Below are 25433 nucleotides of genomic sequence, written 5' to 3'. Positions count from 1 at the left end.
CGCGCTCGCTGTTCCTTTCGCGATGCCTCTCTGGGCGTTGCCGCCCCGCACACTGCAGTTCCCACGCGACTTCGGCAGCCATCCCGATCTCGCGACAGAGTGGTGGTACGTCACCGGCCATGCACGCTCGCAGGACGGTCGCGAGTTCGGCTACCAGGTCACGTTTTTTCGCTCGCGGATCGATGCTGCAAAGCCTTTGAATTCGGCCTTCGCCGCCAAGCAGATCGTGTTCGCGCATGCCGCCATCACCGATCTGGAGGGCAAGAAGCTCTGGCACGACCAGCGCATTGCGCGCGAGGGGTTCGGCGTCGCTTCGGCCAGTCAGAGCGACACCGACGTCAAGCTGCGCGACTGGTCGCTGGTGCGTCGACCTGACTCACAAGGCACCTACGAAGCGCATGTCGCAGCTGAAGGATTCGCCATCGACCTGCACTTTGCACCGACGCAGCCGGTGCTGTTGCAGGGCGATGCCGGCCTCTCGCGCAAGGGGCCCTCGCCCGATCAGGCCAGCTACTACTACAGCGAGCCTCAGCTCGCCGCGCAAGGCCGGCTGACGCTGCAAGGCCGCGCCTTCGATGTCACCGGAACGGCCTGGCTCGACCACGAGGTCAGCGAAGCGCTGCTGCATCCGGACGCGGTGGGTTGGGACTGGATCGGCATGAACCTGGACGATGGCAGCGCCCTCACCGCCTTTCATCTGCGGCGTCGCGACGGCAGTGCGTTGTGGGCCGGCGGCTCGATGCGCCAAAAGGGCGGCGCGTCGCGTTCGTTCAGCGAGAACGAGGTTCGGTTCCAAGCCGAAAGCACATGGACCAGCCCGCGCACAAAGGCGATCTACCCGACGCGCTGGCGCGTGCAGACTTCTGCTGGCACGTTTACCGTGCGCGCCTTGCTCGACGATCAGGAACTGGACGGTAGCGGTGCGACCGGCGGCGTGTACTGGGAAGGCCTGAGCGAACTGCTCGACGCGCAGGGCAAGCGCGTGGGCAGGGGCTACCTGGAGATGACGGGCTACGCCGCGCCGCTCCAGCTTTGACCCGCTGATTCGCTGCGCTACTTGCGCTTGATCAGCGCGATGATCTCGCCCATGATCCCGCGTCGGAATGCCAGCACGCAGATCACGAAGATCAAGCCGGTGACCATCGTCACCGACTCGCCCAGCGTGTTGAACCACTCGATGGACGTGAGGCGGGCCAGCAGGTTGCCGAACTCGCCGATCTTGTTCTCGAGCAGCTCGACCACGGCCGCGCCGACGATCGGGCCCGACAGCGTACCGAGACCACCGACCAGTGTCATCAAAACGACCTGACCCGATGCGGTCCAGTGCACGTCGCTCAATGTCGCGAAGCCGAGCACCAAGGTCTTGAGCGACCCGGCCAGACCCGACAATGCGGCAGAGATCACGAACGCCAGCAGCTTGAATCGCGCGACGTCGTAACCCAGCGAGAGCGCACGCGGCTCGTTTTCCTTGATGCCTTTCAGCACCTGGCCAAACGGCGAATGGATGGTTCGCGCGATCAGCAGGAATCCCGCCACCACCACCGCGAGCGCGACGTAGTACATCGTGAGGTCGCTCGACAAATCGAGCAGGCCAAACAGCTTGCCACGCGGCACGCCTTGCAGGCCGTCTTCGCCGCCGGTGAATTTGGCCTGCAGCGCAACGAAGAACATCATCTGCGCCAGCGCCAGCGTGATCATCGCAAAGTAGATGCCCTGACGACGAATCGCCAACACCCCGAACAACCAGCCGAGCAGTCCACCGGTGACGGTGCCAAGAAGAAGCCCCAGCTCAGGCGTCAGGCCCCAGGCCTTCATCGAGTAGCCGGCCACGTAAGCCGAGCCGCCCAGAAACGCAGCGTGGCCGAACGACAGCAAGCCGGTGTAGCCCAACAGCAAGTTGAAGGCCGCGGCGAACAGCGCGAAGCACATCAGCTTCATCACGAACACCGGATAGGCACCGAAGAACGGCGCGAACAGCAATGCGATGAACAACAGTCCGTAGACGATCGTGGATATCTTTTTCATGTTCATGCCGGTCGCCTTACTTTTCTTTGCCGAACAGGCCGGCGGGGCGAATCAACAGCACGATGACCATGATCAGGAAAACGACGGTGGACGATGCCTCCGGGTAGAACACTTTGGTAAAGCCTTCGACGATGCCGAGCCCGAGGCCGGTGAGGATCGATCCCATGATCGAACCCATGCCGCCAATGACCACCACCGCGAACACCACGATGATCAGGTTCTGCCCCATCAGCGGCGTGACCTGAATCACGGGTGCCGCCAGCACGCCCGCGAAGGCCGCCAGCGCTGCGCCGAAGGCGTAAGTCAGCGTCACCATCAACGGCACGTTGACGCCGAACGCTTCGACCAGCCGCGGGTTCTCGGTGCCGGCTCGCAGGTACGCGCCGAGCTTGGTCCGCTCAATCACGAACCAGGTCGCGAAGCACACGACCAGCGACACGACGACGACCCAGGCGCGGTAATTGGGCAGCACCATGAAGCCGAGGTTGGTGGCGCCGTCGAGCAGCTCCGGTGCGTCGTAGCCGAGGCCCGATACCCCGTAGACCGAGCGAAAAGCGCCCTCGATGAGCAAGGTGAGCCCGAGCGTGAGCAGCAGGCCGTACAAATGATCGAGCTTGTAGATCCAGCGCAGCAACAGGCGCTCGATAAGCACCCCGAAAATTCCGACCACCACAGGCGCGATGAAGAGCATGGGCCAGTAGCCCAGCCCGAGGTAGTTCAGGGCCATCCATGTCAGCAGCGCACCCATCATGAACAAGGCGCCGTGCGCGAAGTTGATGACGTTGAGCAGGCCGAAGATCACGGCCAAGCCAAGACTCAACATGGCATAAAACGAGCCGTTGACCAGCCCCAGAAGGAGCTGGCTCAGAAGGCCGGGCAATGAGATGGTCATGAAAACGTTCGAGGCGTCACGGTGTAGAGGGCGTTACTTCCAGAGAGCGCACTTGCTCTCTGCCTTGGTGGTGAACACCTGGTCGCCGGGCAATTTGGAGACGACCTTGTAGTAGTCCCAAGGCTGCTTGGACTCGGCCTGCGATTTAACCTGCATCAGATACATGTCGTGCACGAAGCGACCATCGGGGCGCACCGTGCCCTGGGCATAGAAGTCCTTGATGGGCGTGCTCTTCAAGTGCGCCATGACCTTGTCGGAATCGGTTGATTTGAGCGCCTGCACGGCTTTCAGGTAAGTCGTCGTGGCCGAGTAGTCGGCGGCCTGGATGTCGGTCGGCATGCGCTTCATCTTCTCGAAGTAGCGGTTGCCGAACTTGCGCGATTCGTCGTTGAGATTCCAGTCCCAGCTGGTGGTGAGCAACAGGCCCTCGGTGTTCTTCAGACCAAGGCTGTGGATGTCGCTGACGAAGACGAGCAGGCCCGCCATTTTCATCGTCTTGGTGATACCGAACTCACGCGCCGCCTTGATGGCGTTGACGGTGTCGCCGCCCGCGTTCGCCAGACCGAGGATCTGCGCCTTGGAGTTTTGTGCCTGCAGCAGGAACGATGAGAAGTCCGGCACATTGAGTGGATGGCGCACCGCACCCACCACGGTGCCGCCCTTTGCCTTGACGACATTGGCCGTATCGGTTTCGAGCGCCTGTCCGAAGGCGTAGTCGGCCGTCAGAAAGAACCAGCTCTTGCCGCCCTGATCGACCACCGCGCCGCCCGTGCCCTTGGCCAGCGCCACCGTGTCATAGGCGTAGTGAACCGTATAGGGGCTGCACTGTTCGTTGGTAAGCGCCGAGGAGCCGGCACCGATCGCGATGAAGGGCCGCTTTTTCTCCAGCGCCACCTTTGCCATGGCGAGACCGGTACCAGAGTTGGTACCCCCTATCAGCATCGACAGGCCCTGCGTGTCCATCCATTCGCGCGCCTTCGATGCGGCGATGTCGGCCTTGTTCTGGTGGTCGGCGGTGAGCAGCTCGATCGGCATGCCGTTGACCTTGCCGCCGAAATCGTCGATCGCCATCTGGATGGCAGTCACGCCGCCCTTGCCGTCGACGTCCGAATACAAGCTGGACATGTCGGTGATGAAACCGATGCGTACTTTGTCGGTGGCTTGGGCATGCGCTGCGCCGACGCCAAACGCTATGGCGGCCGACAAGACCGAGAGGGCAAATGCCTTGTTCATGGTCGACGCCATCACTTCCAAGTCGCGCATTTCGTTTCGGCCTTGGTCGTGAAGACCTGCTCACCCGGCATCACCTTGATGACTTTCAGGTAGTCCCAAGGCTGCTTCGACTCCGCCGGCGACTTGGCTTGCACCAGCAACATGTCGTGGATGTACTGGCCGTCCGCGCGAATCTGGCCCTTGCCGTAGAAGTCGTCGATCTTCATGCTCTTGAGCTGCGCCATGACCTTGTCGGCATCGGTCGTCTTCGCGGCTTCGATGGCCTTCAGGTAGTTCGTGGTGAACGAGTAATCGGCGGCCTGCACGTCGGTCGGCATGCGCTTGGTCTTGTCGAAGAACTTCTTCGACCAGGCGCGTGTCTTGTCGTTCAGGTCCCAGTAGAAACTGGTGGTGTGCAACAGGCCTTCGGTGTTCTTCAGACCCAAGCTGTGGACGTCCGAAAGGAACACCAGCAGACCGGCGATCTTCATGGTCTTGTTGATGCCGAACTCTTTCGCGGCCTTGATCGAGTTGATGGTGTCACCGCCAGCGTTCGCCAGACCGAGAATCTGCGCCTTGGAGTTCTGTGCCTGTAGCAGGAACGACGAGAAGTCGGACGCGTTGAGTGGGTGACGAACCGCGCCCAGCACCGTCCCACCCTTGGCTTTGACGATGGCGGTGGTGTCGGCTTCTAGCGCCTGGCCGAATGCGTAGTCGGCCGTCAAAAAGAACCAACTCTTGCCGCCTTGGTCGACCACCGCGCCACCCGTGCCCTTGGCCAGCGCCACCGTGTCGTACGCATAGTGGATGGTATACGGGCTGCACTGATCGTTAGTGAGCGCAGAGGTGCCGGCGCCGTTGTTGATGTAGACACGCTTCTTTTCTTGCGCCACCTTCGCCATCGCCAGCGCGGTGCCGGAGTTGGTGCCGCCGAACAGCAGCGTGATGCCTTGCGTATCGATCCACTCGCGCGCCTTCGATGCGGCAATGTCGGGCTTGTTCTGGTGGTCTGCCGACATCAGCTCGATCGGCTGGCCCAGCACCTTGCCGCCGAAATCGTCGATCGCCATCTGGATGGCCGTCACGCCGCCCTTGCCTTCGACGTCCGAGTAAAGGCTGGACATGTCGGTGATGAAGCCGATCTTGACCTTCTCTTGCGCCTGAGCGGCGGTGGCAAGAGCGAGAGCACCCATGGCGATTGCGAGTGCGGTAAGTTTCTTGTTCATGAAGATTTCTCCGAAAGAAAGATGAAATTTAAGAGCAGTCAAACGCCGAGCAGTTCGTGGAGGACCGGCATCTTGGCTTCGAGTTCGGCAGCGCCGAACTTCTCGACCATGCGTCCGTGCTCCATCACGTAGAAGCGATCGGCCAGCGGTGCGGCAAAGCGGAAGTTCTGCTCGACCATGACCACGGTGTAGCCCTTGCTACGCAGCATGTGAATCATGCGTGCGAGGGCTTGAACAATGACGGGCGCGAGCCCTTCGGATATCTCGTCGAGAAGCAGCAGCTTGGCTCCCGTGCGCAAGATGCGCGCGACCGCCAGCATCTGCTGCTCACCGCCCGAGAGACGCGTACCCTGGCTGTGGCGGCGCTCGGCCAGGTTGGGGAACATGTCGTAGATTTCTTCGACCGACATGCCCGGGCCAGCGCCTTTAAGTTGCGGCGGCAGCATCAGGTTTTCTTCGCACGAGAGGCTGGCGAAAATGCCGCGCTCTTCCGGGCAATAGCCGATGCCGTGGTGCGCGATGCGGTAGGTCGCCATCGAAATGGTTTCGACGCCGTTAACCTGGATGCTGCCTTTGCGCGCACCCGTCAGCCCCATGATGGCGCGCAGCGTGGTCGTGCGCCCGGCCCCGTTGCGGCCGAGGAGCGTGACGACTTCGCCGGGCTGCACGACCATGTCGACGCCGTGCAACACGTGCGACTCGCCGTACCAGGCTTCCAGGCCCTTGATCTCCAGTGCGGCGGTCATGAATGAGCGCCGGCGAGCTGTCCGTCGGTGGTGCCCATGTAGGCCTCCATCACCAGCGGGTTCTTCGAGACTTCAGCGTACGGCCCCTCGGCCAGCACGGCGCCGCGCTGCAGCACGGTGATGGTGTCGGCGATGGTCGACACCACGCTCATGTTGTGCTCGACCATCAGGATGGTGCGGCCTGCGGCCACGCGTTTGATCAGTTCGGCCACGCGGTGCACGTCTTCGTGGCCCATGCCCTGCGTCGGCTCGTCGAGCAACATCAGCTCGGGCTCCATCGCCAGCGTGGTGGCGATCTCGAGGGCGCGCTTGCTGCCGTACGGCAGGTTTACCGTCTGCTCCTCAGCCAGGTCCTCCAGCCCGACCTCCGCCAGCAAAGCGCGAGCGCGATCGTCGAGCGGCTTCAGCGAATTTTCGCTTTTCCAGAAGTGGTAAGAGGTGCCGAGTGAACGCTGCAATCCGAGGCGCACGTTTTCGAGCAACGTGAGGTGCGGGAACACTGCGGAAATCTGGAACGAGCGAATGATGCCGCGGCGCGCGATCTGCGCCGGCCGCTCGCTCGTGATGTCATGGCCGTTGAAGAGGATCGTGCCGGACGTCGGCTCGAGGAATTTGGTCAGGAGGTTGAAGCAGGTCGTCTTGCCGGCGCCGTTGGGGCCGATCAGGGCGTGGATCGATCCGCGCTTGACTGCCAGATCGACCTTGCTGACCGCGGTGAAACCTTTGAATTCCTTGGTGAGCTGACGTGTTTCGAGAATGACGTCGCTCATCTCGCGCGGTCGCCCGGTTGCTGGAAGGAAATTTCGATCATGCGGTCCATTCGAGCGCGCCACCATGGCTGCGCGGACGCATGTTATCTCGCGGTTCGGCGCTTTCTACTGGGGCAAATGCCTATGCTGCACTGCAACCCGGCGCTCTCCTACGCGGCCGGAAGCGCGTCCGGCCGCGCAGGATTCAGTGCGCACCAGCCGCAGCATCGGAACCCGCGCCGCCCTTGGCCGGTTTGGCGAGCCAGACCAGCGGAATCAGGAAAATGAACAACACGGCCGACGCGTAGAAAACATCGTTGGCCGCCAGCATGAAGGATTGCTGGTCTATCAGCCGGTTGATCTGCGCCAGTACCTGATCGGCACTGAAGCCGTTGCTTTGCAATCCGGAGATCATGCCGGTTGCTGCAGAGTTGCCCTGGTTGATCGACTCGGCCAGTTGCGCGTGGTGCGTCGTCGCGCGGTTGTCCCAAACGGTCGTGACGATCGAGGTGCCCATGGCGCCCGCGGTGATCCGTAAAAAATTCGACAGGCCCGAAGCTGCAGGAATTCGATCGGGCGTCAGGCCCGACAGGGTGATGGTTACCAGCGGGATAAAGAAGAACGCCATCGCCACGCCCTGGATGATCGTCGGCACCATGATGGTGGCGATGTCGGCCGACGTGTTGAAGCGCGAACGCATCCACAGCACGAGCGCGAACACCAGGAACGAGAAGGTGACGTAGCGCCGCGGATCGACTTTGGCCACGGTGAGCCCGACCAGCGGAGACAGCACGATGGCCAGTGCGCCGACGGGCGCCAGCACCATGCCGGCCTGTGTCGCGGTGTAGCCCATGTACTGCTGCAGCCACAAAGGCAGCAACACCACGTTGCCGAAGAACAGGCCGTAGCCCACAGCTGTCGCCAGTGCGCCCGACCAGAAGTTGCGCCGTTTGAAGAGCATCAGGTCGACCACCGGATGCTTCTCGGTCAGCTCCCAAACAATGAAAAAGGCAAAGCCCACGACAGCGACGACAGCCATCGTTACCACTTCGGGTGAATGAAACCAGTCGAGCTCCTTGCCCTTGTCGAGCATGAGCTGCATCGCGCCGACCCACAGCACGAGCAGGGTCAGTCCGACCGAATCGATCGGCGCCTTGACCGTGACGGAGTCACGCTTGCGATACAGCGCCCAAGTGATCGAAGCCGCAACGATGCCCACCGGAATGTTGATGTAGAAGATCCACGGCCACGAGATGTTGTCGGTGATGTAGCCGCCGAGCAGTGGCCCCATCACCGGCGCGACCAGTGTGGTCATCGCCCACATCGCCATCGCCAAGCCAGCGAGCGCGCGTGGATAGCTTGCCAGCAGCAAGGTTTGGGACAACGGAATCATGGGCCCGGCGCAAAAGCCCTGAAGTGCGCGAAACAGGATCAGCGTCGTCATGTTCGGCGCGATACCGCACAGAAACGACGCCACCATGAACAGGATCACACTGGCCATGAAGAGCTTGACCTGGCCGAAGCGTTGCGACAGCCAGCCGGTGAGAGGCACCGCGATGGCGTTGGCCACCGCGAAGCTGGTGATGACCCAGGTGCCCTGCGTCGAACTGACGCCGAGGTCGCCGGAGATGGCGGGGAGCGATACGTTCGCGATCGACGAATCGAGCACGTTCATGAAAGTCGCGGCCGAGAGCGCTATCGTGCCCCAGACGCGCGCAGCGCCTTCGAGCGGCGCGTGGACGATGTGAGCGGCGGGTGCGGTGGCCATCGCGTGCGTGTGCGGCTACTAGCTGTGGTTGCCCGACATGGCAACTGCAGCGGGCCGCGCGGCGCTGGCCTGCGGCGGCACGGCCGACGACGAAGCGCCGGGAACCATCGTTTTGGCAGCGGGCGCACCCAAGCCTTTGACGCCGCTCGCCGTTGCGGCCACTGCACCGCCGAGGTTGGCCGCGATGATGCTTTGCACGACGGCGTCGGAGCCGTTGTCTTCCGAGTTGTAGACCTGAGTTTGCGACAGCGCGGAGGCACGTGGCGCGTCGGCCAGCATCTTGCCGTCCTTGACGCTGACGTCGATCTCTGCGTCCATCGACAAACCGACACGCAGCGGGCTCGACTTGAGTTGCTCGGGGTCGAGCGTGATACGCACCGGCACACGCTGCACCACCTTGATCCAGTTGCCGGTCGCGTTTTGCGCAGGCAGCAGTGCAAAGGCCGCACCGGTGCCGACGCCGAGGCCAGCGACCTTGCCGTTGTATTTGATCTTTTTGCCGTACAGGTCGGCGGTGAGTTTCACGGGCTGACCGAGACGGATGTTGCGCAGCTGCACTTCCTTGAAATTGGCATCGACCCACACTTGGTTGAGCGGCACGATCGACATCATCGGCGTGCCGGCAGCGACGCGCTGACCTAACTGCACCGTACGCTTGGCGACGTAGCCATCGACCGGTGCGGGCATCGCGACGCGCTGCGTGGCGAGGTAGGCCTCCCGGACCTTGGCCGCGGCGGCGAGCACGCTCGGGTGTTCGGCCACGCTGGTGCCATCGGTCAACGACTGGTTGCTCAACAGCTGCTCACGTGCAGTGACGACGCCGGCCTGGGCCGCAGCCAGCGCGCTCTTGGCGTTGGCAAGAGCGGTTTCGGAATGGTTCAGTTCTTCTTTCGACACCGCCCCGTTGCCCGAGAGCGCTTGTCGGCGTTGCAGGTCGTCTTGCGCACGCGCGATGTCGCTCTGCGCCCGGACGATGTCCGACTGGCGGAACGTGACCTGTGCAGCCAGCGACCCGTTGTTGGCATAGAGCGTACGTACCTGGCGCACGGCTTGCGCGAGCGCGGCTTCGGACTGGTCGAGCGCGACCTTGGCGTCCGCCGGATCGAGCTGCACCAGCGGCTGGCCGGCTTTCACGAAGTCGGTGTCGTCGGCCATGATGGACATGACGGTGCCGCTGATCTGCGGTGTGATCTGGATGACGTTGCCTTGCACGTAAGCGTTGTCGGTGTCTTCGTAGTGGCTTGCGACCAGCCATTCGTAGACGCCCCAACCGCCACCCACGACGATGACGACCGCTGCCAAAGCGGTCAGTGCGCGACGGCGCTTGCCGTTGCTGGCCGCAGGCGCTTCAGAAGAGACGGAGGCTGCAGGAGCTGCCGTTGGCGGAGTGTTGTTGTCGTTCATGGTGATGCGTCTTCTTGATCGATAAATTCAGCGAAGTATTGGGGTCGACAGTTCGTCAGTTGATCGCTGCCGAGGCAGTGTTCACCGGCGGCTGGTAGCCGCCGCCGAGGGCACGCGCCAACGACACCTGCGTGTCGAGTGCGCGCGCCGCCAGGTCGACCGCGAGCCGGCGCTGCGCCAGCACAGTCGTTTCGGCCGTCAGCACCTGCAGGTAGTTGCCAAGGCCGGCGCGGTAACGCTGCACCGCAATGTCATAGGCGCCTTCGGCAGCGACTTCGGCATTGCGTTGTTCTGTTTGCTGCCGCGTGATCGACTGTGCGCTGGCGACCTGGTCGGCCACGTCGCGTACCGCGTCGATCACGGTGGCGTTGTAGGTTTCGATCGCAGCGTCGAGGTCCGATGCCTTGCCGCGCAGGTTGGCGCGCAGACGGCCACCTTCGAAGATAGGCAAGCGGATGGCGGGGCCCACGCCCCACTGCTGGCTGCCACTCTTTACGAGGTTGCTGAAGCCGATCGACTGGAAGCCCGCAAACGCGGTCAGATTGATGTTCGGATAGAACTGCGTGCGCGCGTTGGCCACGTCGCTCGTGGCCGCTTCGACGCGCCATCGCGCTGCCGCGATGTCGGCGCGGCGGCCCAGCAGGTCGACCGGAATGTTCGACCGCAGTGCGATCGCCTTGACCGAGTCCAGCGAAGGTGGAACCAGGCTTTGCGTGACATTCGGCTTGGCGACGAGCGCATCGAGCGCGTGCTGTGCAAGGGCGATCTGCTCGTTGAGCGATTCGATCTGCTGGCGCGCTTCTGGCAGACCGCCTTCGCTCTGGCGCAGCTCGAGGCGCGTATCGAGGCCGGCGGACACCCGGTCGCGCACCAGCTTCAAGGTTTCGTCGCGCTGCGCCAAGGTGCGTTGTGCAACCGCGAGCTGGCCGGTCAAGCGTGCCCACTGAAAGTATCCACGCGCCACATTGGCCGCGAGCATGACGCGCGACGCTTGCTCATCGGCAGCTGCAGCATTGGCCGAACCGATGGAGGCGTCGAGCGCAGTGCGGTTCTTGCCGAAGAAGTCGAGTTCCCAGCTGCCATTGAGCTGCAGAGTGCCGATCTCCTGAATCGATCCACCCAGCGGCGACGGGTAGATGTAGTTCTTGCTGAACTTGGTGCGGTTGGCATCGAACTGGCCATTGAGCTGCGGCTTGTCGGCGGCGCCGATGACATCGACCGAAGCCTGCGCGCGAGCCAGCCGGGCGCGGGCCACTTGCAGGTTCGGATTGCCCTCGACCGCCTGATCGATCAGCGTATTGAGTTGCGCGTCGCCGAAAGCGGTCCACCAGCGCGGATCGACACCTTCCGATGGGTTGAGGGTTGCAGTGCCGTTTGAAGGTACTGCAGCAGTAAAACCAAGCGAATCGGCATCGCGCAGCTTGGCGTGCGAGCCGATGCCGGCCATGTCGGCGCAACCGGCCAGCATCAGTGCAGATGCGAGCGCCAGCGCACCTAATGCGAAGGTGCCGGAAGCGGAAGACTCAAGGGGACGAGGAAGTGTTTTCATTTTTTTCTCCACGAGCCGACAGGGCTTGTGCGTTGTCGAGGATGCGGCGCAGGTAGCCTTTGAGCTGTTCCCACTCTTCATGGCTGAAACCGGCGAGATGTTCGTTTTGCACACGACTCAACACGTGCGGTACTTGTTCTGCGGCAGAGCGGCCCTCATCGGTCAGCTCGATGTTGACGACGCGGCGATCGGTCAGTGAACGCACGCGCTTGCAAAGTCCTTTACTCTCAAGACGGTCGAGCAGGCGTGTCATGGCGCCGGTATCGAGCTCGCATTCGCGCGCCAATTCGGCCACTGTGGTTGCCTTGCCCATCTGCAATTTGTGTAGCGGAATCCACTGCGGATAAGTCGGATTGCCGGGGCCGCACATCTTGGATTCCACCGACTGGCCCACCGCGGTCATGATCCGCCGCATCAGATAGCCCACACTCTCCTCAGCGCGATAAGTCTCCGCTTTATAGAAAGCAGGCACCGATTCGACTGGGGTTTCCCCTAGCGAAGACGCTGTTTCTTGGCTTTTTGACTCGTTCATGATGAATAAATATTAGCTGCCGCGGCAATTACTGTCAAGGCGACCTTTGTAACGACAGCATTCGTTAGAATCATCCGATGCCTCTTCCTGCTGTGCCGTCTGCACCTTCCGCCGCAGCCCCTGCTGCGTCTTCCCCTGTGTCGTCTACTGCCGCTTCCGGTACCTCCGCTGGCGCCAAAGGCGAGCCCAAGTCACTGTCTGGGTTGCGGCCCTTCCTCCGGCCCTACATGGTCCAGATCGGCATGGCAGCGCTGTTTCTGGTCCTGGCCGCCGTGACGACGCTGGTATTTCCGTTGGCGTTACGCAGCTTGATCGATGGCGGGCTCGTCTCGACCGACAAAGGCGCTCAGACGATGGCCCTGCGCGACCATTTTCTGGAACTGTTTGGCGTCGCCGTGGCGCTGGGCCTCTTCTCGGCGTTGCGCTTCTATACGGTGAGTTGGCTCGGCGAGCGCGTCACGGCCGACTTGCGCAACGCGGTGTACGCGCACGTGTTGCGCCAGAGCCCCGTGTTCTTCGAATCGACTCAGACCGGCGAGGTGCTGTCACGCCTTACCGCCGATACGACGCTGGTGCAAACGGTGGTCGGCTCGTCGCTCAGCATGGGCCTGCGCAATGCGGTGATGGGCATCGGCGCGCTGGCGATGCTGGTGTGGACGAATCCGTACGTGATGACGCAAGTGCTGCTCATCCTCGTGCTGGTGGTGCTCCCGAGCATGTGGTTCGGTCGGCGCGTGCGGAAGCTGTCGCGGGCCAGCCAGGACCGTGTCGCCGATTCGAGCGCCATTGCTGCGGAGGTGCTCAACGCCATTCCCGTGGTGCAGAGCTACACCGCAGAGAAGCGGGAGGCCGAGCGCTTCGACGCATCGACCAACGCGGCCTTCAACACTGCCATACGTCGAACCAAAGCGCGATCGGTGCTCGTGGCATTCATCATCATCGCCACATCGGCGGCGCTGCTCTGGGGCCTTTACCAAGGCACGCAAGCCGTGCTGCACGGCGAGATCACCGCCGGCCACCTGGGCCAGACGGTCGTGTACGTGATCATTCTGGCCAGCGCGGCCGCGGTGCTCGGCGAGGTCTACGGCGACTTGCTGCGTGCAGCCGGCGCCACCGAGCGTTTGATGGAATTGCTCCACGCGGTGCCCGCCATCGTGTCGCCCGTGCGGCCGGTCGCTGCGCCGGTGCCGCCCTCCGGCAGCGCGGTGAGCTTCGACGCGGTGACCTTTCACTACCCTTCGCGCCCCGGCACCCCGGCGCTGCGCGATTTCAGCCTCGCCGTCGCGCCGGGCGAAACCGTGGCGCTGGTCGGCTCCAGTGGTGCCGGCAAGAGCACGGTGTTCCAGTTGCTGCTGCGCTACTACGACCCGCAGTCGGGTCAGCTGTTGCTGGACGGCGTACCGCTGGCTGATTTGTCACTCGATCATTTGCGTCATCGCATTGGTTTGGTGCCCCAGGATGCGGTGATCTTTTCGACCAGCGCATTCGAGAACATCCGCTACGGTCGGCCCGAAGCCAGCGCGGATGAGGTTCATGCCGCCGCACGCGCCGCCTTTGCGCACGACTTTTTGACTGCGCTGCCTGAGGGCTACGAAACCTTTCTCGGCGAGCGCGGCGTGCGGCTGTCAGGCGGCCAGCGGCAACGCATCGCCATCGCGCGCGCCATGCTGAAGAACCCTCCTCTGTTGCTGCTGGATGAAGCGACAAGCGCGCTGGATGCCGAAAGCGAACGCATGGTGCAGGCAGCTCTTGAAACCGCGATGGCGGGCCGAACGACGATCGTGATCGCGCACCGATTGGCGACCGTGCAAAAGGCAGATCGCATCATCGTGCTCGATCATGGCGCCATTGTCGAACAGGGCACGCATGCGGCGCTGGTGGCGCAAGGCGGCATCTACGCGCGTCTCGCAGCATTGCAGTTCACAGCTTGAGGCCGGGCCTGAGACTCGGTTCGGGTGCAGCGCAACAAGTGCGCTGATCGGCGGGCACAGGTGCCGACGAGGCAGTCGATTACTGCAGCGTCTCTTTGAGCGCCGGCGGCAACGGCAATGGCATCACCGCGATGCCTTCGTCGAGTAACGCTTCGGCTTGCTCGCGCGTCGCCTGACCGCGAATGCTGCGCTCTTCGGCTTCGCCATAGTGCATCTTGCGTGCCTCGTCGGCAAACCGATCGCCGACGTTTTCAGTGTTGGCCATGACCTCGCGGACAGCACGCATCCAACGCGCCTCCGGTGTGGTCGGTGCCGAGACTTCGCGCGATGAAGACGGCTCGGATTCTGGCGCTCTGGAGTTGCCGAGATTCAGACGAGGCGCCGTCAGGAGCTTGACGATGCCAGTGTCGCCGCACATCGGGCATTCGACCAGACCACCAGCATGTTGCATGTCGAAGGCTTCGTTCGACGCGAACCACCCCTCGAAGCCGTGGCCCTGTGCGCATTGGAGGTTGAGGACCTTCATGCGACCGATTATCGGTTGGCGGCTGCGTGCGTGGCCATCTGCCAATCGAGCGTCCAGGCACCGGAGAGGACATTTTGCAGCCACAGCGCACAAGTCAACGTCTTGGCATCGGTCAGGGTACCGTCGCGGCACCATGAGAGCAGCTCAGCGGGAGTGGCGGTGAAAACATCGAGAAACTCGCCATGGTCCAGCTGACGCTCCCCCAAAGACAAGCCCCGCGCAAAGTAGATGTGAATGATTTCGGTCGAATAGGCCACGGCAAGGTGCATCGCACCCGCATGGGCCCACTCGATGGCCGTGTAGCCGGTTTCTTCCAGCAGTTCTCGCTGTCCGCATACCAGCGGCGCTTCACCGGCATCGAGCTTGCCGGCAGGAAACTCGATCATCACCTGCCCGATCGGGTAGCGATATTGCCGCTCGAGCACGATGCGGCCGTCGTCGAGCATCGGAATCACCACCACGGCGCCGGGATGAACGACGTACTCACGCGTGGCACTTGCACCGTCAGGCAACCGCACGGTGTCGCGCCTTGCGTGCAGGAAGTTCCCGTCGAGCAGCACTTCACTGCCGATGGCTTCTTCTCTAAGGTGCGCGTCGGTCATCAGCCAGCCCGGTGTTTGCGGTGTTTTAGCAAATAGCGCCAGGTGAATCCCGGGAAAGCCAGCACGATAAAGAGCGCGCCGGTCACCGCGTAAAACTCCCAGCCTTGCGGCGAGATCTGGCCGAGTCGGCGCTCGAAGAGCAAACCGACACCGCCCACCAAGAAATACAGCAGCACCAGTTCACCAAATCGTGCGGCGAGCGGTTTGCTGGCGTGCTTCCAGAGCGGCACCAGTGCCAGCAGGCGCTCGTTGGCGAACGGCAGGTTGGCCGCAATCAGCGCCACGATGAGCACCAGCCAGACCGAAGCGCTCTGCGACACCCGGCGCGCTCAGCTCGTCAGCGTGGCGATGATCGCCTTGGCACACAGCGTCATCAAGCCGCCCGGCACGATGCCGAGGATCAGGATCAACGCGCCGTTAAGCGTCAGCACGAAGCGCACGTCGATGCTGGCGGAGACTGTGCTGGCAGTGACCGGCTTGTCGAAGTACATCACCTTGACGATGCGCAGGTAATAGAAAGCGCCGACGAGCGACATGATCACCGCGAAGACCGCGAGGCCGATGTAGATGGCCTGCCCCGAGGCGATGAGCGCCTGCAATACCGCCAGCTTGGCGTAAAAGCCGACCAGCGGCGGCAACCCGGCCAGCGAGAACATCGCGACCGCCATGACGCCGGCATACAGCGGGCTACGTTGGTTGAGGCCCGCCAGATCGACGATCTCTTCGCTCTCGAAACCTTCGCGCGCGAGCAGCAGGATGATGCCGAAGCTCGCCAGAGTCGTAAGCACGTAGGTCACGATGTAGAACATCGACGCGCTGTAGGCAAACTGTGCGTTGTACGTGTTGCCGTTGACCACGCCTGCGACCAAGCCCAGCAGCATGAAGCCCATCTGCGAGATGGTTGAGTACGCCAGCATCCGCTTCAGGTTGGTCTGCGCGATGGCGGCCAGATTACCGACCAGCAGCGACGCGATGGCCAACAAGGCGAGCATCTGTTGCCAGTCGATCGCAAGTGGCAACAAGCCTTCGACCAGCAAGCGAATGATGATGGCGAAAGCCGCCAGTTCAGGCGCGGCGCCGATCAGCAAAGTGACGGCGGTCGGCGCACCCTGGTACACGTCGGGTACCCACATATGGAACGGTGCGGCACCGACCTTGAAGCCGAGACCGGCCACGATGAAGACCAGACCGAACACCAGCACCTGGTGATTGACCTTGTGCGTCGATATCGCCTTGAAGACTTCGTTGACATCGAGTGAGCCGGTCGCGCCGTACATCATCGACAAGCCATAGAGCAAGAAGCCGCTCGCCATCGCGCCGAGCACGAAGTACTTCATGGCGGCTTCGCTGGCAACCGCGTTGTCGCGTCGCAGCGCGACCAGCGCATAGCTCGACAAGGTGAGCAGCTCCAGCCCGAGGTAGATCAACAGAAAATTGCTGCCGGACATCATGACGAAGATGCCGAGCAGCGCGAACATGCTGATCGTGAACATCTCGCCACCGCGGAGCATGTCGCGATCAGCCGCATAAGGCCGGCCATAGATCAGCGTCACCATCAAGGCGATCGTCGCGAAGCACTTGAGCCAGTTGCCCATCGGGTCACTCACGACCATGCCGCCGAAGCCGTAGATCGTCTTGCCGTCAGCCGCGTTCAGGCCAGTCAGCACTGCGACCACCGCCAGCGTGGCAAGCGTCAGTACATAGGTGCGCGTGCGGCGTGCGCCGGGCTCGCCCGACAGGTCGACGAGCGCAATGATGCAGGCCATGACCAGGAGGACGACCTCTGGGTAAATCGTGATCCAGCTGAGTTTGTCAATCATCTCGTTCTCTTCTTCAGCGGGGAATCTTGGACACGGCGACGTGCTTAAGCAAACCGTCGACCGACGCGTTCATCGCGTCGGTGAACGGCTTGGGATACAGGCCCATCCACAGCACGGCGATGGCGAGCAGCGACAGCATCACGAACTCGCGTGCATTGATGTCTTTCAGCTCCTTGACGTGATGGTTGCCGACCGGGCCGAGGTAGACGCGCTTGTACATCCAGAGTGTGTAGGCAGCACCGAAGATCAACGCCGTAGCGGCACCGAAGCCGATCCAGAAGTTGTATTTGACTGCGCCCAAAATGACCATCCATTCGCCGACGAAACCGGCCGTGCCCGGAAGACCGCAATTGGCCATGGCGAACAACAGCGCGAAGGCGGCGAATTTGGGCATGGTGTTGACGACGCCACCGTAGTCGGCGATCTGGCGCGAATGCACCCGGTCGTACAACACGCCGATGCCGAGGAACATGGCGCCTGAAACAAAGCCGTGCGCGATCATCTGAACGATCCCGCCCGACACGCCGAGTTCGCTGAAGATAAAGAAGCCGAGCGTGACGAAGCCCATGTGCGCCACCGACGAATACGCCACCAGCTTCTTCATGTCCTGCTGCACAAGGGCGACCAGGCCGACATAGATCACTGCGATCAGAGACAGCGTGATCATCAACCACGCCCACTCGTGCGAGGCGTCGGGAGCGATCGGCATCGAGAAACGCAGGAAGCCGTAGGCGCCGAGCTTCAGCATGATGGCCGCCAGCACGGCAGAGCCGCCGGTGGGCGCCTCGACGTGCACGTCGGGCAACCACGTGTGGACCGGCCACATCGGCACCTTGACAGCGAATGCAGCGAAGAAGGCGAAGAACAGGAAGGTCTGCACGCTGCCCGTCAGAGGCAACTGGTGCCACGTCAGGATGTCGAAACTGCCGCCGGATTTGTTGTACAGAAAAATCAGCGCGACAAGCATCAGCAGCGAGCCGAGCAGCGTGTACAGAAAGAACTTGAAGGCCGCGTAGATCTTGTTCGGCCCGCCCCAGATTCCGATGATGAGGTACATCGGAATCAGCGTGGCTTCGAAGAAGACGTAGAAAAGCAGCCCGTCCAGCGCGGAGAACACGCCGATCATGAAGCCCGACAAGATCAGGAACGCACCCATGTACTGGTTCACCCGCTCGGTGATCACCTCCCAAGCAGAGATCACCACGACGACGGTGATGAACGACGTCAGCAGCACCAGCCACATCGAGATGCCATCGATGCCCAGGTGGTAATTGACGTGGAAGCGATCGATCCAGCCCTCTTTTTCGACGAACTGCATCGCGGCGCTGCCGTTCTGGAAGCGCGTGAAAAGCGGAATCGTGACGATGAAGCTCAGGATGGAGCCAATCAAAGCGATCCAGCGCACAGCCGTCGCATGCTCGTCACGGCCAAAAGCCAGCAACACGGCGCCGAATGCAATCGGCACCCAAATGGCAAGGCTCAACAAACCCATTTTTATTTTTCTCCAGCGCTCGGCAATTTAGCGGTTGAACCAGACGAAGTACGTCATCAAAACGAAGATGCCCACCAGCATCGCGAAAGCGTAGTGGTAGATGTAGCCGGACTGCAGCCAGCGCACCGCACCGGAAATGCGACCGACCAGCTTCCATGAGCCATTGACGAGGGCGCCATCGATGATGGCTTGGTCGCCGCCCTTCCACAGACCGGTGCCGAGTGCCCGCGCACCGCGCGCGACGATGTTTTCGTTGATCCAGTCGAGGTAATACTTGTTCTCGAGCAGGCGGTAGACCGGACCGCACGTGCGCTTGATCGCCGCCGGCAAGGCCGGATTGATCATGTACATGTACCAGGACAACACGACGCCCGCCAGCGCGAGCCAGAACGGCAGCGCGGTGAAACCGTGCAGGGCCATGCCGACGGCTGAACCGGCGTGCTCGAAGCCTTGCGCCAATTCCTCCATCGCCGGATGCTTTTCCGCATTGATCAGGATCGCGTCCTTGAAGAAGCCGCCGTACAACATTGGCTTGATCGTGAGGAAGCCGATCACCACGGATGGGATGGCCAGCAACACGAGCGGCAGCCAAACCACCCAAGGTGACTCGTGCGGCTTGGCGTGCGGATCATGGCCGTGGGCGTCGTGCGACACGTTGGGCTCGTCGTGGCTTGCGTGTTCGTCGTGCGCGTCATGCGTCGCGTGTGCATCGTGATGCGTGTCCGGATTCTGGTCGTAGCGCTCTTTGCCATGAAACACCAGGAAGTAGAGCCGGAACGAATAGAACGCGGTGATGAATACACCGGCCAGCACGGCAAAGTAGGCAAAGCCGGAACCCCACAAATGGCTCTCGTGCACCACTTCGATGATGCTGTCCTTGGAGTAGAAGCCGGCGAAGAACGGCGTGCCAATCAGCGCCAGCGAGCCGAGCAGGAAGGTGATCCAGGTGATCGGCATGTACTTGCGCACGCCGCCCATCCAGCGGATGTCCTGGTTGTGGTGCATGCCGATGATGACCGAGCCGGCGCCGAGAAACAGCAGTGCCTTGAAGAAGGCGTGCGTCATCAGGTGAAACACCGCGACCGAATAGGCCGAGGCGCCGAGCGCGACCGTCATGTAACCGAGCTGCGACAGCGTCGAGTACGCGATGACGCGCTTGATGTCGTTCTGGATGATTCCGAGGAACCCCATGAACAGCGCGGTGATAGCACCGATCACCATGATGAAACTCAACGCGGTGTCGCTCAACTCGAACAGCGGCGACATGCGCGCCACCATGAAAATGCCGGCTGTCACCATGGTTGCCGCGTGGATCAATGCCGAGATCGGAGTCGGGCCTTCCATCGAATCGGGCAGCCAGACGTGCAGCGGAAACTGCGCACTCTTGCCCATCGCGCCGATGAACAGGCAGATGCAGATCACGGTGATCAGCATCCAGTCGGTACCGGGAAAGGTGAGCGTGGCCAAGCTATCGGCCTTGAGGAAGGCTTCACCGTAGTTCAGCGTGCCAGCGTACGCCGCGACCAGTCCGATGCCCAGGATGAAGCCGAAGTCGCCCACTCGGTTGACCAGAAACGCCTTCATATTCGCGAAGATGGCTGTCGGCTTGTTGAACCAGAAGCCGATCAACAGATACGACACCAGACCCACCGCCTCCCAGCCGAAGAACAACTGCAGCATGTTGTTGCTCATGACGAGCATCAGCATCGAGAAGGTGAACAGCGAGATGTACGAGAAGAAGCGGTTGTAGCCTTCGTCTCCTTCCATGTAGCCGATGGTGTAGATGTGCACCATGAGCGAGACGAAGGTGACGACGCACATCATCATCGCGGTCAGGCCGTCGACCAGAAAGCCGACTTCCATCTTCAGGCCGCCGACCACCATCCATTCGTACAACGTCGCGTTGAAACGAGCGCCATCGACGACGACGCTTTTAAGCGTCAGGGCCGAAATGACGAAAGCTACCAGGACGCCGAGGATGGTCAGCCAATGCGTGACTTTGCGACCGATGTGATTGCCGCCGAACTTCGTGCCGAAAAGACCGGCGATGACGGAGCCGACCAGCGGCGCCAGGGGAACCGCCAGCAGGGTGGATGCAGAAAGCGTTGCGCTCATGGTTGAAACTCTTAGCCCTTGAGCGAGTTGAGCTCGTCGACATTGATGTTCGACTTGTTGCGGAACAGCAGTACGAGCAACGCCAAGCCGATGGCCGACTCGGCAGCGGCCACCGTCAGAATGAAGAACACGAAAATCTGACCATGCATGTCGCCGAGGTAGTACGAGAACGCGACGAAGTTGGTGTTGACCGCAAGAAGCATCAGCTCGATGCACATCAAGAGAACGATCAGGTTCTTACGGTTCAGAAAGATACCGATGACAGACAACGCGAAGAGCATCGCACCCAGCGATAGAAAGTGTCCGAGCGAAAGTGTCATGCCTTGGTGCCCCCTGTCGCAGATGTCGTGGGTGCTGCGGCTGCGGCAGATGCAGCAGGTGTGGCCGGCACGACCGGTTGTGCCGGCTGCGTGACGCCCATTTGCACGACGCGCACGCGGTCGCGCGCCTTGACGCGGACCTGATCCGACGGGTTCATGTGCTTGCTGTCCTTGCGTGTGCGCAACGTCAGCGCGATAGCGGCAATGATGGCGACCAGCAAGATGACGGCCGCAATTTCAAGCGGATAGAGATACTGGCTGTACAGCAGCTTGCCGAGTTCCAGCGTGTTCGAACTGTCGGCAGCCGAAGCCATGGCATGCGGCGACTCGTTGAGGCGGAAACCGCCCATCAACACGCCGGCCATCTCGAGCGCGATGATCGCGCCGACCGCCGCCGCCAACGGAAAGTGCTTCCAAAAGCCCTCACGCAAGCTGTCGACATTGATGTCGAGCATCATCACTACGAACAGAAACAAAACCATCACCGCGCCGACGTAAACCAACACCAGCGCGATGGCCAGAAACTCGGCACGCAGCAACAGCCAGATAGCAGACGCCTGGAAAAATGCAAGCACCAAATACAGCGCCGCGTACACGGGATTGCGCGATGTGATGACGCGGAAGGATGCAAACAGCAGCACCGCGGCAAATAGATAAAACAGACCGGTCTTGACGTCCATGGAGCGAGTTCGTTGCGAGTTTCGGGCCAGTCCGCGTTAGCGGTATTTGGCGTCGGCAGCCTTGTTGGCCGCGATCTCTTTTTCGTAGCGATCGCCCACGGCCAGCAACATGTCTTTGGTGAAGTACAGGTCGCCGCGTTTCTCACCGTGGTATTCGAAGATGTGCGTTTCGACAATCGAATCGACCGGGCAACTCTCTTCGCAGAAGCCGCAAAAGATGCACTTGGTCAGGTCGATGTCATAGCGCGTGGTGCGGCGCGAGCCGTCGTCACGCACATCGGTTTCGATGGTGATCGCCAGCGCGGGGCAGACGGCCTCGCACAGCTTGCAGCCGATGCATCGCTCTTCCCCGTTCTCGTAGCGGCGAAGTGCATGCAGGCCACGAAAGCGCGGCGACTGCGGCGTCTTTTCTTCTGGGAACTGGACCGTGATCTTGCGGGCGAAAGCATATTTTCCGGTGATCGCCAAGCCCTTGAACAACTCGAACAGCATGAAACTGCCGAGAAAGTCTTTCAAGGAGAAAGGCGCGGACGGGATCGTAGAAGAGCGCGCAATCGCGCTGGCGGTGGGCGCAGTCATGGCAGTTCTGTTTATTTCCAAATGTTGAAAGGGGTCTGCATCCAGGCGCCGACCACGACCAGCCACACGAGCGTGATCGGAATGAAGATCTTCCAACCGAGCCGCATGATCTGGTCATAGCGAAAACGCGGGAAGGTCGAGCGAACCCACAGGAACATCGTGACCACGCAGAAGGTCTTGATGCCCAGCCAGATCCAGCCCGGAATGAAGCTGAGGAACTCGAACGGCGGCAACCAGCCGCCCAGGAACAGGATGACGGTCAGGATCGAAACCAGCCACATGTTGGCGTATTCGGCCAGAAAGAACATGGCAAAGCTCATGCCCGAGTACTCGATCATGTGGCCCGCGACGATCTCGGACTCGCCTTCGACCACGTCGAACGGGTGGCGGTTGGTCTCTGCCAGGCCGGAGATGAAGTAGACGACGAAGATTGGCAGCAAGGACAACCAGTTCCACGACAGCAAACCGACGCCCATCGATGCGAAGGTGCCCCTGCCCTGCCCCATCACGATGTCGGTCATGTTGAGACTGGCCGACACCATCAGCACGACGACGAAGCAGAAGCCCATCGCGATTTCGTAGCTGACCATTTGCGCCGATGCGCGAAGTGCACCAAGGAACGCGTACTTCGAATTTGAAGCCCAACCAGCAATGATCACGCCATAGACCTCCAGCGAGGTGATGGCCATGACGAACAGCAGCCCGGCATTGATGTTGGCCAACGCGACTTCAGGCCCAAACGGAATCACCGCCCAAGCCGCCAGGGCCGGCATGATCGTCATGATCGGGCCGAGCAGGAACAGGCCTTTGTTGGCGACCGTCGGAATGATGATTTCCTTGGTCATCAATTTGAGCGCGTCCGCGATAGGCTGCAGCAAGCCGAGCGGGCCGGTGCGGTTTGGACCAATGCGGATTTGCGTGAAGCCGATCGCCTTGCGTTCCCACAGCGTGAGGTAGGCCACGGCGCCCATCAACGGCAACACCACCACGACGATTTTGATGAGCGTCCAGACGATTGGCCAGACCACGGCGGTCCACCAGCCAGCCCCGATCAGGCCATGGCCGAAGCCAAAAATCGCGTCGATCATGATGCCAGCGCCTCTGCGGCCGGGACTGCTTGGTGCCGGTCGTAGGTGCTGCGAGCATCAGCGGTGAGTTGCAGCGACGGCGCGCGCCGGACGATGGAGTCGAGCTGATAGATGCTGGCCACCACGGGTGCCGCAGCAGCTTCGTTCGACGCTGCTGCAACGGCTTGCGTAGCATTGCTCAGCTTGTCGGCCGACACCTGCGTGCCCTCGCCAATACTGCGAAGCACGTCTGCCGTCGACTCGAATGCGAAGCCTTGAAGACCGAGCAAATTGGCAAGCACGCGCAACACTTTCCACGCCGGACGCGCTTCGCCGAGCGGCTTGACCACCGCATGGAAACTTTGCAGCCGTCCTTCGGCGTTGACGAACGTACCCGGTGTTTCTGTGAACGGCGCGATGGGCAACAGCACATCGCTGAATTCCAGATTGGCCTTGAACGGGCTCAACGTCACGACCATCTGAGCATTGAACAGAGCATCGGATGCCGCAGCGCCGATGGCGGAATCGAACACCGGTTCGTTGTTGAGAATCAACGCCGCCTTGAGGCCGCCCGCCATCATTTGCGCGGCGTTCAGGCCATTGCTCTTCGGCATCGCGCCGACGAGTTGGGCGCCGACGGTATTGGCCGCTTCGGTGAGGTAACCGACGCTCGCGCCGGTTTGTGCGCCAATCCACTGGGCCAGCGCAAGCAGCGCTCCCGCGTCGGCGTGGTGTGCGGCGGCATTGCCTAGCAGGATGGCTTTGCGCTCGCCACTGAGCAGCGACTTTGCAATGGCTTGCGCCACATCGCTCGGCGCGTCTTTGCTTTCGACTGGCGAGGTAGTGCCAGCGCTTTGCCCGATGGCGGAAGCGATGCCTGCCAATGCGGCGAACCATTGTTCGGCGCCAACGCGCACAACGCTGGCCGCCTTCATAGCCCACGCGTCGTCATCGGCCATCAACGTGGACGACGTGATGACGCTGAGCGCCCCGCCCTTGCGCACAGATTGACGAATGCGCTGTGCAAACAGCGGGTGCTCTTTACGCAGGTTCGAACCGATGACCAGCACGCGCTGTAGTTGCGACAACGATGCGATCGATGTGCCGAGCCAACGAATACCTTCGAACGCGCCGAACTCTGCATTGCGCAGGCGGTAGTCGATGTTGTCGCTGCCGAGTTCGCGTGTCAGCAGGGTCGCTAGCTGCAGTTCTTCGAGCGTGCTGTGCGGGCTGACCAGCGTGCCGATGCTTTGCGGGCCGTGATCGGTCTTAATCTGCTTCAACCCGTTGGCGACGTATTCGAGCGCGGTTTGCCAGTCGACTTGCTGCCATTGGCCACCCTGCTTCAGCATGGGCTGCGTCAGGCGCTCAGGGCCGTTGAGCGCTTCATACGAGAAACGGTCGCGGTCGGCGATCCAGCATTCGTTGACATCTTCGTTCTCCAGCGGAACGACGCGCATCACCTTGTTGTTCTTGACCTGAACGATCAGGTTGGCACCGGTCGAGTCGTGCGGACTCACCGACTTGCGGCGCGACAGTTCCCACGTGCGGGCACTGTACCGAAACGGCTTGCTGGTCAGTGCGCCGACCGGACAGATGTCGATCATGTTGCCGGACAGTTCGGAGTCGACAGAGTCACCGACGAAGGTTTCGATCTCGGCGTGCTCGCCACGGTGCGACATGCCGAGCTCCATCACGCCTGCCACCTCCTGGCCGAAGCGGACACAGCGCGTGCAATGGATGCAGCGGCTCATCTCTTCCATGCTGATCAACGGGCCGACGTCCTTGTGAAAGACCACGCGCTTTTCTTCTTCGTAGCGCGAGCTCGATCCACCGTAGCCGACCGCCAGGTCCTGCAACTGGCATTCGCCGCCCTGGTCGCAGATCGGGCAGTCGAGCGGATGGTTGATGAGCAAAAACTCCATCACGGACTGCTGCGCCTTGATGGCCTTGTCGCTTTTGGTACGAACGATCATGCCTTGCGTCACAGGCGTGGCGCAGGCCGGCATCGGCTTGGGCGCCTTCTCGACGTCGACCAGGCACATGCGGCAGTTGGCCGCGATGCTGAGCTTCTTGTGATAGCAGAAGTGCGGGATGTACGTCCCCGCCTTGTCGGCCGCATGCATGATCATGCTGCCCTCGATGATGTCGACCTTCTTGCCGTCGAGTTCGATTTCAACCATTTTTGTTTACCGGGC

23 protein-coding genes are annotated in these 25433 nt (G+C 61.7%); 2 read left to right on the top strand and 21 right to left on the bottom strand.

Annotated features, from left to right (window positions below; all coding sequences use genetic code 11):
- Nucleotides 1-22: 22 nt before the first annotated feature.
- On the top strand, nt 23-1036 hold the full coding sequence (locus RCH10_RS14180; protein ID WP_409052846.1) for a lipocalin-like domain-containing protein: 1014 nt from the start codon (nt 23-25) through the stop codon (nt 1034-1036).
- 17 nt (nt 1037-1053) lie between these two features.
- Here RCH10_RS14180 and RCH10_RS14175 read toward each other — a convergent pair whose 3' ends face one another.
- From RCH10_RS14175 to RCH10_RS14130, 10 genes are all read right to left on the bottom strand, one after another.
- Nucleotides 1054-2031: a branched-chain amino acid ABC transporter permease gene (locus RCH10_RS14175; protein ID WP_187051367.1), complete on the bottom strand. Its 978-nt coding sequence runs from the start codon at nt 2029-2031 to the stop codon at nt 1054-1056.
- Between the two features lie 10 nt (nt 2032-2041).
- Nucleotides 2042-2917, bottom strand: a complete 876-nt coding sequence (locus RCH10_RS14170) for a branched-chain amino acid ABC transporter permease (RefSeq protein ID WP_323496188.1) — start codon at nt 2915-2917, stop codon at nt 2042-2044.
- 33 nt (nt 2918-2950) lie between these two features.
- Complete coding sequence (locus RCH10_RS14165; RefSeq protein WP_409052871.1) at nt 2951-4150, bottom strand: ABC transporter substrate-binding protein; 1200 nt, start codon at nt 4148-4150, stop codon at nt 2951-2953.
- An 11-nt stretch (nt 4151-4161) separates the two neighbouring features.
- The gene (locus RCH10_RS14160) at nt 4162-5355 is read right to left on the bottom strand and encodes an ABC transporter substrate-binding protein (RefSeq protein WP_409052845.1); all 1194 of its coding nucleotides are present in this window, start codon (nt 5353-5355) and stop codon (nt 4162-4164) included.
- 38 nt (nt 5356-5393) lie between these two features.
- Nucleotides 5394-6101 (bottom strand): ABC transporter ATP-binding protein, encoded by a 708-nt coding sequence (locus tag RCH10_RS14155; protein ID WP_409052844.1) that lies wholly within the window; start codon nt 6099-6101, stop codon nt 5394-5396.
- Nucleotides 6098-6871, bottom strand: coding sequence for an ABC transporter ATP-binding protein (locus tag RCH10_RS14150; protein ID WP_187051363.1), 774 nt, complete (start codon nt 6869-6871; stop codon nt 6098-6100). Before RCH10_RS14150 ends, RCH10_RS14155 begins: the two co-directional genes overlap by 4 nt.
- A gap of 184 nt (nt 6872-7055) precedes the next feature.
- On the bottom strand, nt 7056-8618 hold the full coding sequence (locus RCH10_RS14145; RefSeq protein ID WP_409052843.1) for a DHA2 family efflux MFS transporter permease subunit: 1563 nt from the start codon (nt 8616-8618) through the stop codon (nt 7056-7058).
- Nucleotides 8619-8636: 18 nt separating this feature from the next.
- Complete coding sequence (locus tag RCH10_RS14140; protein ID WP_409052842.1) at nt 8637-10022, bottom strand: efflux RND transporter periplasmic adaptor subunit; 1386 nt, start codon at nt 10020-10022, stop codon at nt 8637-8639.
- 55 nt (nt 10023-10077) lie between these two features.
- Nucleotides 10078-11490 (bottom strand): efflux transporter outer membrane subunit, encoded by a 1413-nt coding sequence (locus tag RCH10_RS14135; RefSeq protein ID WP_409052870.1) that lies wholly within the window; start codon nt 11488-11490, stop codon nt 10078-10080.
- A gap of 55 nt (nt 11491-11545) precedes the next feature.
- Complete coding sequence (locus tag RCH10_RS14130; protein ID WP_323496194.1) at nt 11546-12103, bottom strand: MarR family transcriptional regulator; 558 nt, start codon at nt 12101-12103, stop codon at nt 11546-11548.
- Between the two features lie 227 nt (nt 12104-12330).
- Here RCH10_RS14130 and RCH10_RS14125 point away from each other — a divergent pair, with 227 nt between their 5' ends.
- A complete protein-coding gene (locus RCH10_RS14125) occupies nt 12331-14034 on the top strand; it encodes an ABC transporter transmembrane domain-containing protein (protein ID WP_409052869.1) in 1704 nt (567 codons plus the stop codon).
- A 79-nt stretch (nt 14035-14113) separates the two neighbouring features.
- Here the strand turns inward: RCH10_RS14125 and RCH10_RS14120 are convergent, their stop codons facing one another.
- The 11 genes from RCH10_RS14120 to nuoG are packed head-to-tail and all read right to left on the bottom strand — an operon-like array spanning nt 14114 to nt 25418.
- On the bottom strand, nt 14114-14560 hold the full coding sequence (locus tag RCH10_RS14120) for a DUF1178 family protein (protein WP_323496196.1): 447 nt from the start codon (nt 14558-14560) through the stop codon (nt 14114-14116).
- Nucleotides 14561-14568: 8 nt separating this feature from the next.
- A complete protein-coding gene (locus RCH10_RS14115; RefSeq protein WP_323496197.1) occupies nt 14569-15162 on the bottom strand; it encodes an NUDIX hydrolase in 594 nt (197 codons plus the stop codon).
- Nucleotides 15162-15482, bottom strand: coding sequence for a DUF2818 family protein (locus tag RCH10_RS14110; RefSeq protein ID WP_409052841.1), 321 nt, complete (start codon nt 15480-15482; stop codon nt 15162-15164). Before RCH10_RS14110 ends, RCH10_RS14115 begins: the two co-directional genes overlap by 1 nt.
- Nucleotides 15483-15491: 9 nt before the next feature.
- Nucleotides 15492-16982 (bottom strand): NADH-quinone oxidoreductase subunit NuoN, encoded by a 1491-nt coding sequence (gene nuoN, locus RCH10_RS14105; RefSeq protein WP_409052840.1) that lies wholly within the window; start codon nt 16980-16982, stop codon nt 15492-15494.
- 13 nt (nt 16983-16995) lie between these two features.
- Nucleotides 16996-18474 (bottom strand): NADH-quinone oxidoreductase subunit M, encoded by a 1479-nt coding sequence (locus tag RCH10_RS14100; protein ID WP_323496199.1) that lies wholly within the window; start codon nt 18472-18474, stop codon nt 16996-16998.
- A gap of 27 nt (nt 18475-18501) precedes the next feature.
- Nucleotides 18502-20589: an NADH-quinone oxidoreductase subunit L gene (nuoL, locus tag RCH10_RS14095; protein WP_409052839.1), complete on the bottom strand. Its 2088-nt coding sequence runs from the start codon at nt 20587-20589 to the stop codon at nt 18502-18504.
- 11 nt (nt 20590-20600) lie between these two features.
- The gene (gene nuoK, locus RCH10_RS14090) at nt 20601-20909 is read right to left on the bottom strand and encodes an NADH-quinone oxidoreductase subunit NuoK (RefSeq protein ID WP_323501239.1); all 309 of its coding nucleotides are present in this window, start codon (nt 20907-20909) and stop codon (nt 20601-20603) included.
- Nucleotides 20906-21589, bottom strand: a complete 684-nt coding sequence (locus RCH10_RS14085) for an NADH-quinone oxidoreductase subunit J (RefSeq protein ID WP_409052838.1) — start codon at nt 21587-21589, stop codon at nt 20906-20908. The genes nuoK and RCH10_RS14085 overlap by 4 nt, the downstream gene beginning before the upstream one ends.
- A 36-nt stretch (nt 21590-21625) precedes the next feature.
- On the bottom strand, nt 21626-22168 hold the full coding sequence (gene nuoI, locus RCH10_RS14080; RefSeq protein ID WP_187051349.1) for an NADH-quinone oxidoreductase subunit NuoI: 543 nt from the start codon (nt 22166-22168) through the stop codon (nt 21626-21628).
- Between the two features lie 11 nt (nt 22169-22179).
- On the bottom strand, nt 22180-23256 hold the full coding sequence (gene nuoH / locus RCH10_RS14075; protein WP_409052837.1) for an NADH-quinone oxidoreductase subunit NuoH: 1077 nt from the start codon (nt 23254-23256) through the stop codon (nt 22180-22182).
- Nucleotides 23253-25418 carry an NADH-quinone oxidoreductase subunit NuoG gene (gene nuoG / locus RCH10_RS14070; protein ID WP_409052836.1) on the bottom strand — a complete coding sequence of 722 codons (2166 nt, stop codon included), beginning with the start codon at nt 25416-25418 and terminating at the stop codon, nt 23253-23255. The genes nuoH and nuoG overlap by 4 nt, the downstream gene beginning before the upstream one ends.
- Nucleotides 25419-25433 lie beyond the last annotated feature (15 nt).

The organism is Variovorax sp. GrIS 2.14 (assembly GCF_046115955.1).
In the GTDB taxonomy this organism is placed as follows: domain Bacteria; phylum Pseudomonadota; class Gammaproteobacteria; order Burkholderiales; family Burkholderiaceae_C; genus Variovorax.
Note: the sequence above shows the minus strand (reverse complement) of the source record. Positions and strands in the feature narration are given on the sequence as shown.

Coding starts and splice junctions, on each gene's coding strand:
- RCH10_RS14180 (WP_409052846.1), top strand. CDS start 23: ATGCCTCTCTGGGCGTTGCCGCCCCGCACACTGCAGTTCCCACGCGAC.
- RCH10_RS14175 (WP_187051367.1), bottom strand. CDS start 2,031: ATGAACATGAAAAAGATATCCACGATCGTCTACGGACTGTTGTTCATC.
- RCH10_RS14170 (WP_323496188.1), bottom strand. CDS start 2,917: ATGACCATCTCATTGCCCGGCCTTCTGAGCCAGCTCCTTCTGGGGCTG.
- RCH10_RS14165 (WP_409052871.1), bottom strand. CDS start 4,150: ATGAACAAGGCATTTGCCCTCTCGGTCTTGTCGGCCGCCATAGCGTTT.
- RCH10_RS14160 (WP_409052845.1), bottom strand. CDS start 5,355: ATGAACAAGAAACTTACCGCACTCGCAATCGCCATGGGTGCTCTCGCT.
- RCH10_RS14155 (WP_409052844.1), bottom strand. CDS start 6,101: ATGACCGCCGCACTGGAGATCAAGGGCCTGGAAGCCTGGTACGGCGAG.
- RCH10_RS14150 (WP_187051363.1), bottom strand. CDS start 6,871: ATGAGCGACGTCATTCTCGAAACACGTCAGCTCACCAAGGAATTCAAA.
- RCH10_RS14145 (WP_409052843.1), bottom strand. CDS start 8,618: ATGGCCACCGCACCCGCCGCTCACATCGTCCACGCGCCGCTCGAAGGC.
- RCH10_RS14140 (WP_409052842.1), bottom strand. CDS start 10,022: ATGAACGACAACAACACTCCGCCAACGGCAGCTCCTGCAGCCTCCGTC.
- RCH10_RS14135 (WP_409052870.1), bottom strand. CDS start 11,490: ATGCTGGCCGGTTGCGCCGACATGGCCGGCATCGGCTCGCACGCCAAG.
- RCH10_RS14130 (WP_323496194.1), bottom strand. CDS start 12,103: ATGAACGAGTCAAAAAGCCAAGAAACAGCGTCTTCGCTAGGGGAAACC.
- RCH10_RS14125 (WP_409052869.1), top strand. CDS start 12,331: ATGGTCCAGATCGGCATGGCAGCGCTGTTTCTGGTCCTGGCCGCCGTG.
- RCH10_RS14120 (WP_323496196.1), bottom strand. CDS start 14,560: ATGAAGGTCCTCAACCTCCAATGCGCACAGGGCCACGGCTTCGAGGGG.
- RCH10_RS14115 (WP_323496197.1), bottom strand. CDS start 15,162: ATGACCGACGCGCACCTTAGAGAAGAAGCCATCGGCAGTGAAGTGCTG.
- nuoN (WP_409052840.1), bottom strand. CDS start 16,982: ATGATTGACAAACTCAGCTGGATCACGATTTACCCAGAGGTCGTCCTC.
- RCH10_RS14100 (WP_323496199.1), bottom strand. CDS start 18,474: ATGGGTTTGTTGAGCCTTGCCATTTGGGTGCCGATTGCATTCGGCGCC.
- nuoL (WP_409052839.1), bottom strand. CDS start 20,589: ATGAGCGCAACGCTTTCTGCATCCACCCTGCTGGCGGTTCCCCTGGCG.
- nuoK (WP_323501239.1), bottom strand. CDS start 20,909: ATGACACTTTCGCTCGGACACTTTCTATCGCTGGGTGCGATGCTCTTC.
- RCH10_RS14085 (WP_409052838.1), bottom strand. CDS start 21,589: ATGGACGTCAAGACCGGTCTGTTTTATCTATTTGCCGCGGTGCTGCTG.
- nuoI (WP_187051349.1), bottom strand. CDS start 22,168: ATGACTGCGCCCACCGCCAGCGCGATTGCGCGCTCTTCTACGATCCCG.
- nuoH (WP_409052837.1), bottom strand. CDS start 23,256: ATGATCGACGCGATTTTTGGCTTCGGCCATGGCCTGATCGGGGCTGGC.
- nuoG (WP_409052836.1), bottom strand. CDS start 25,418: ATGGTTGAAATCGAACTCGACGGCAAGAAGGTCGACATCATCGAGGGC.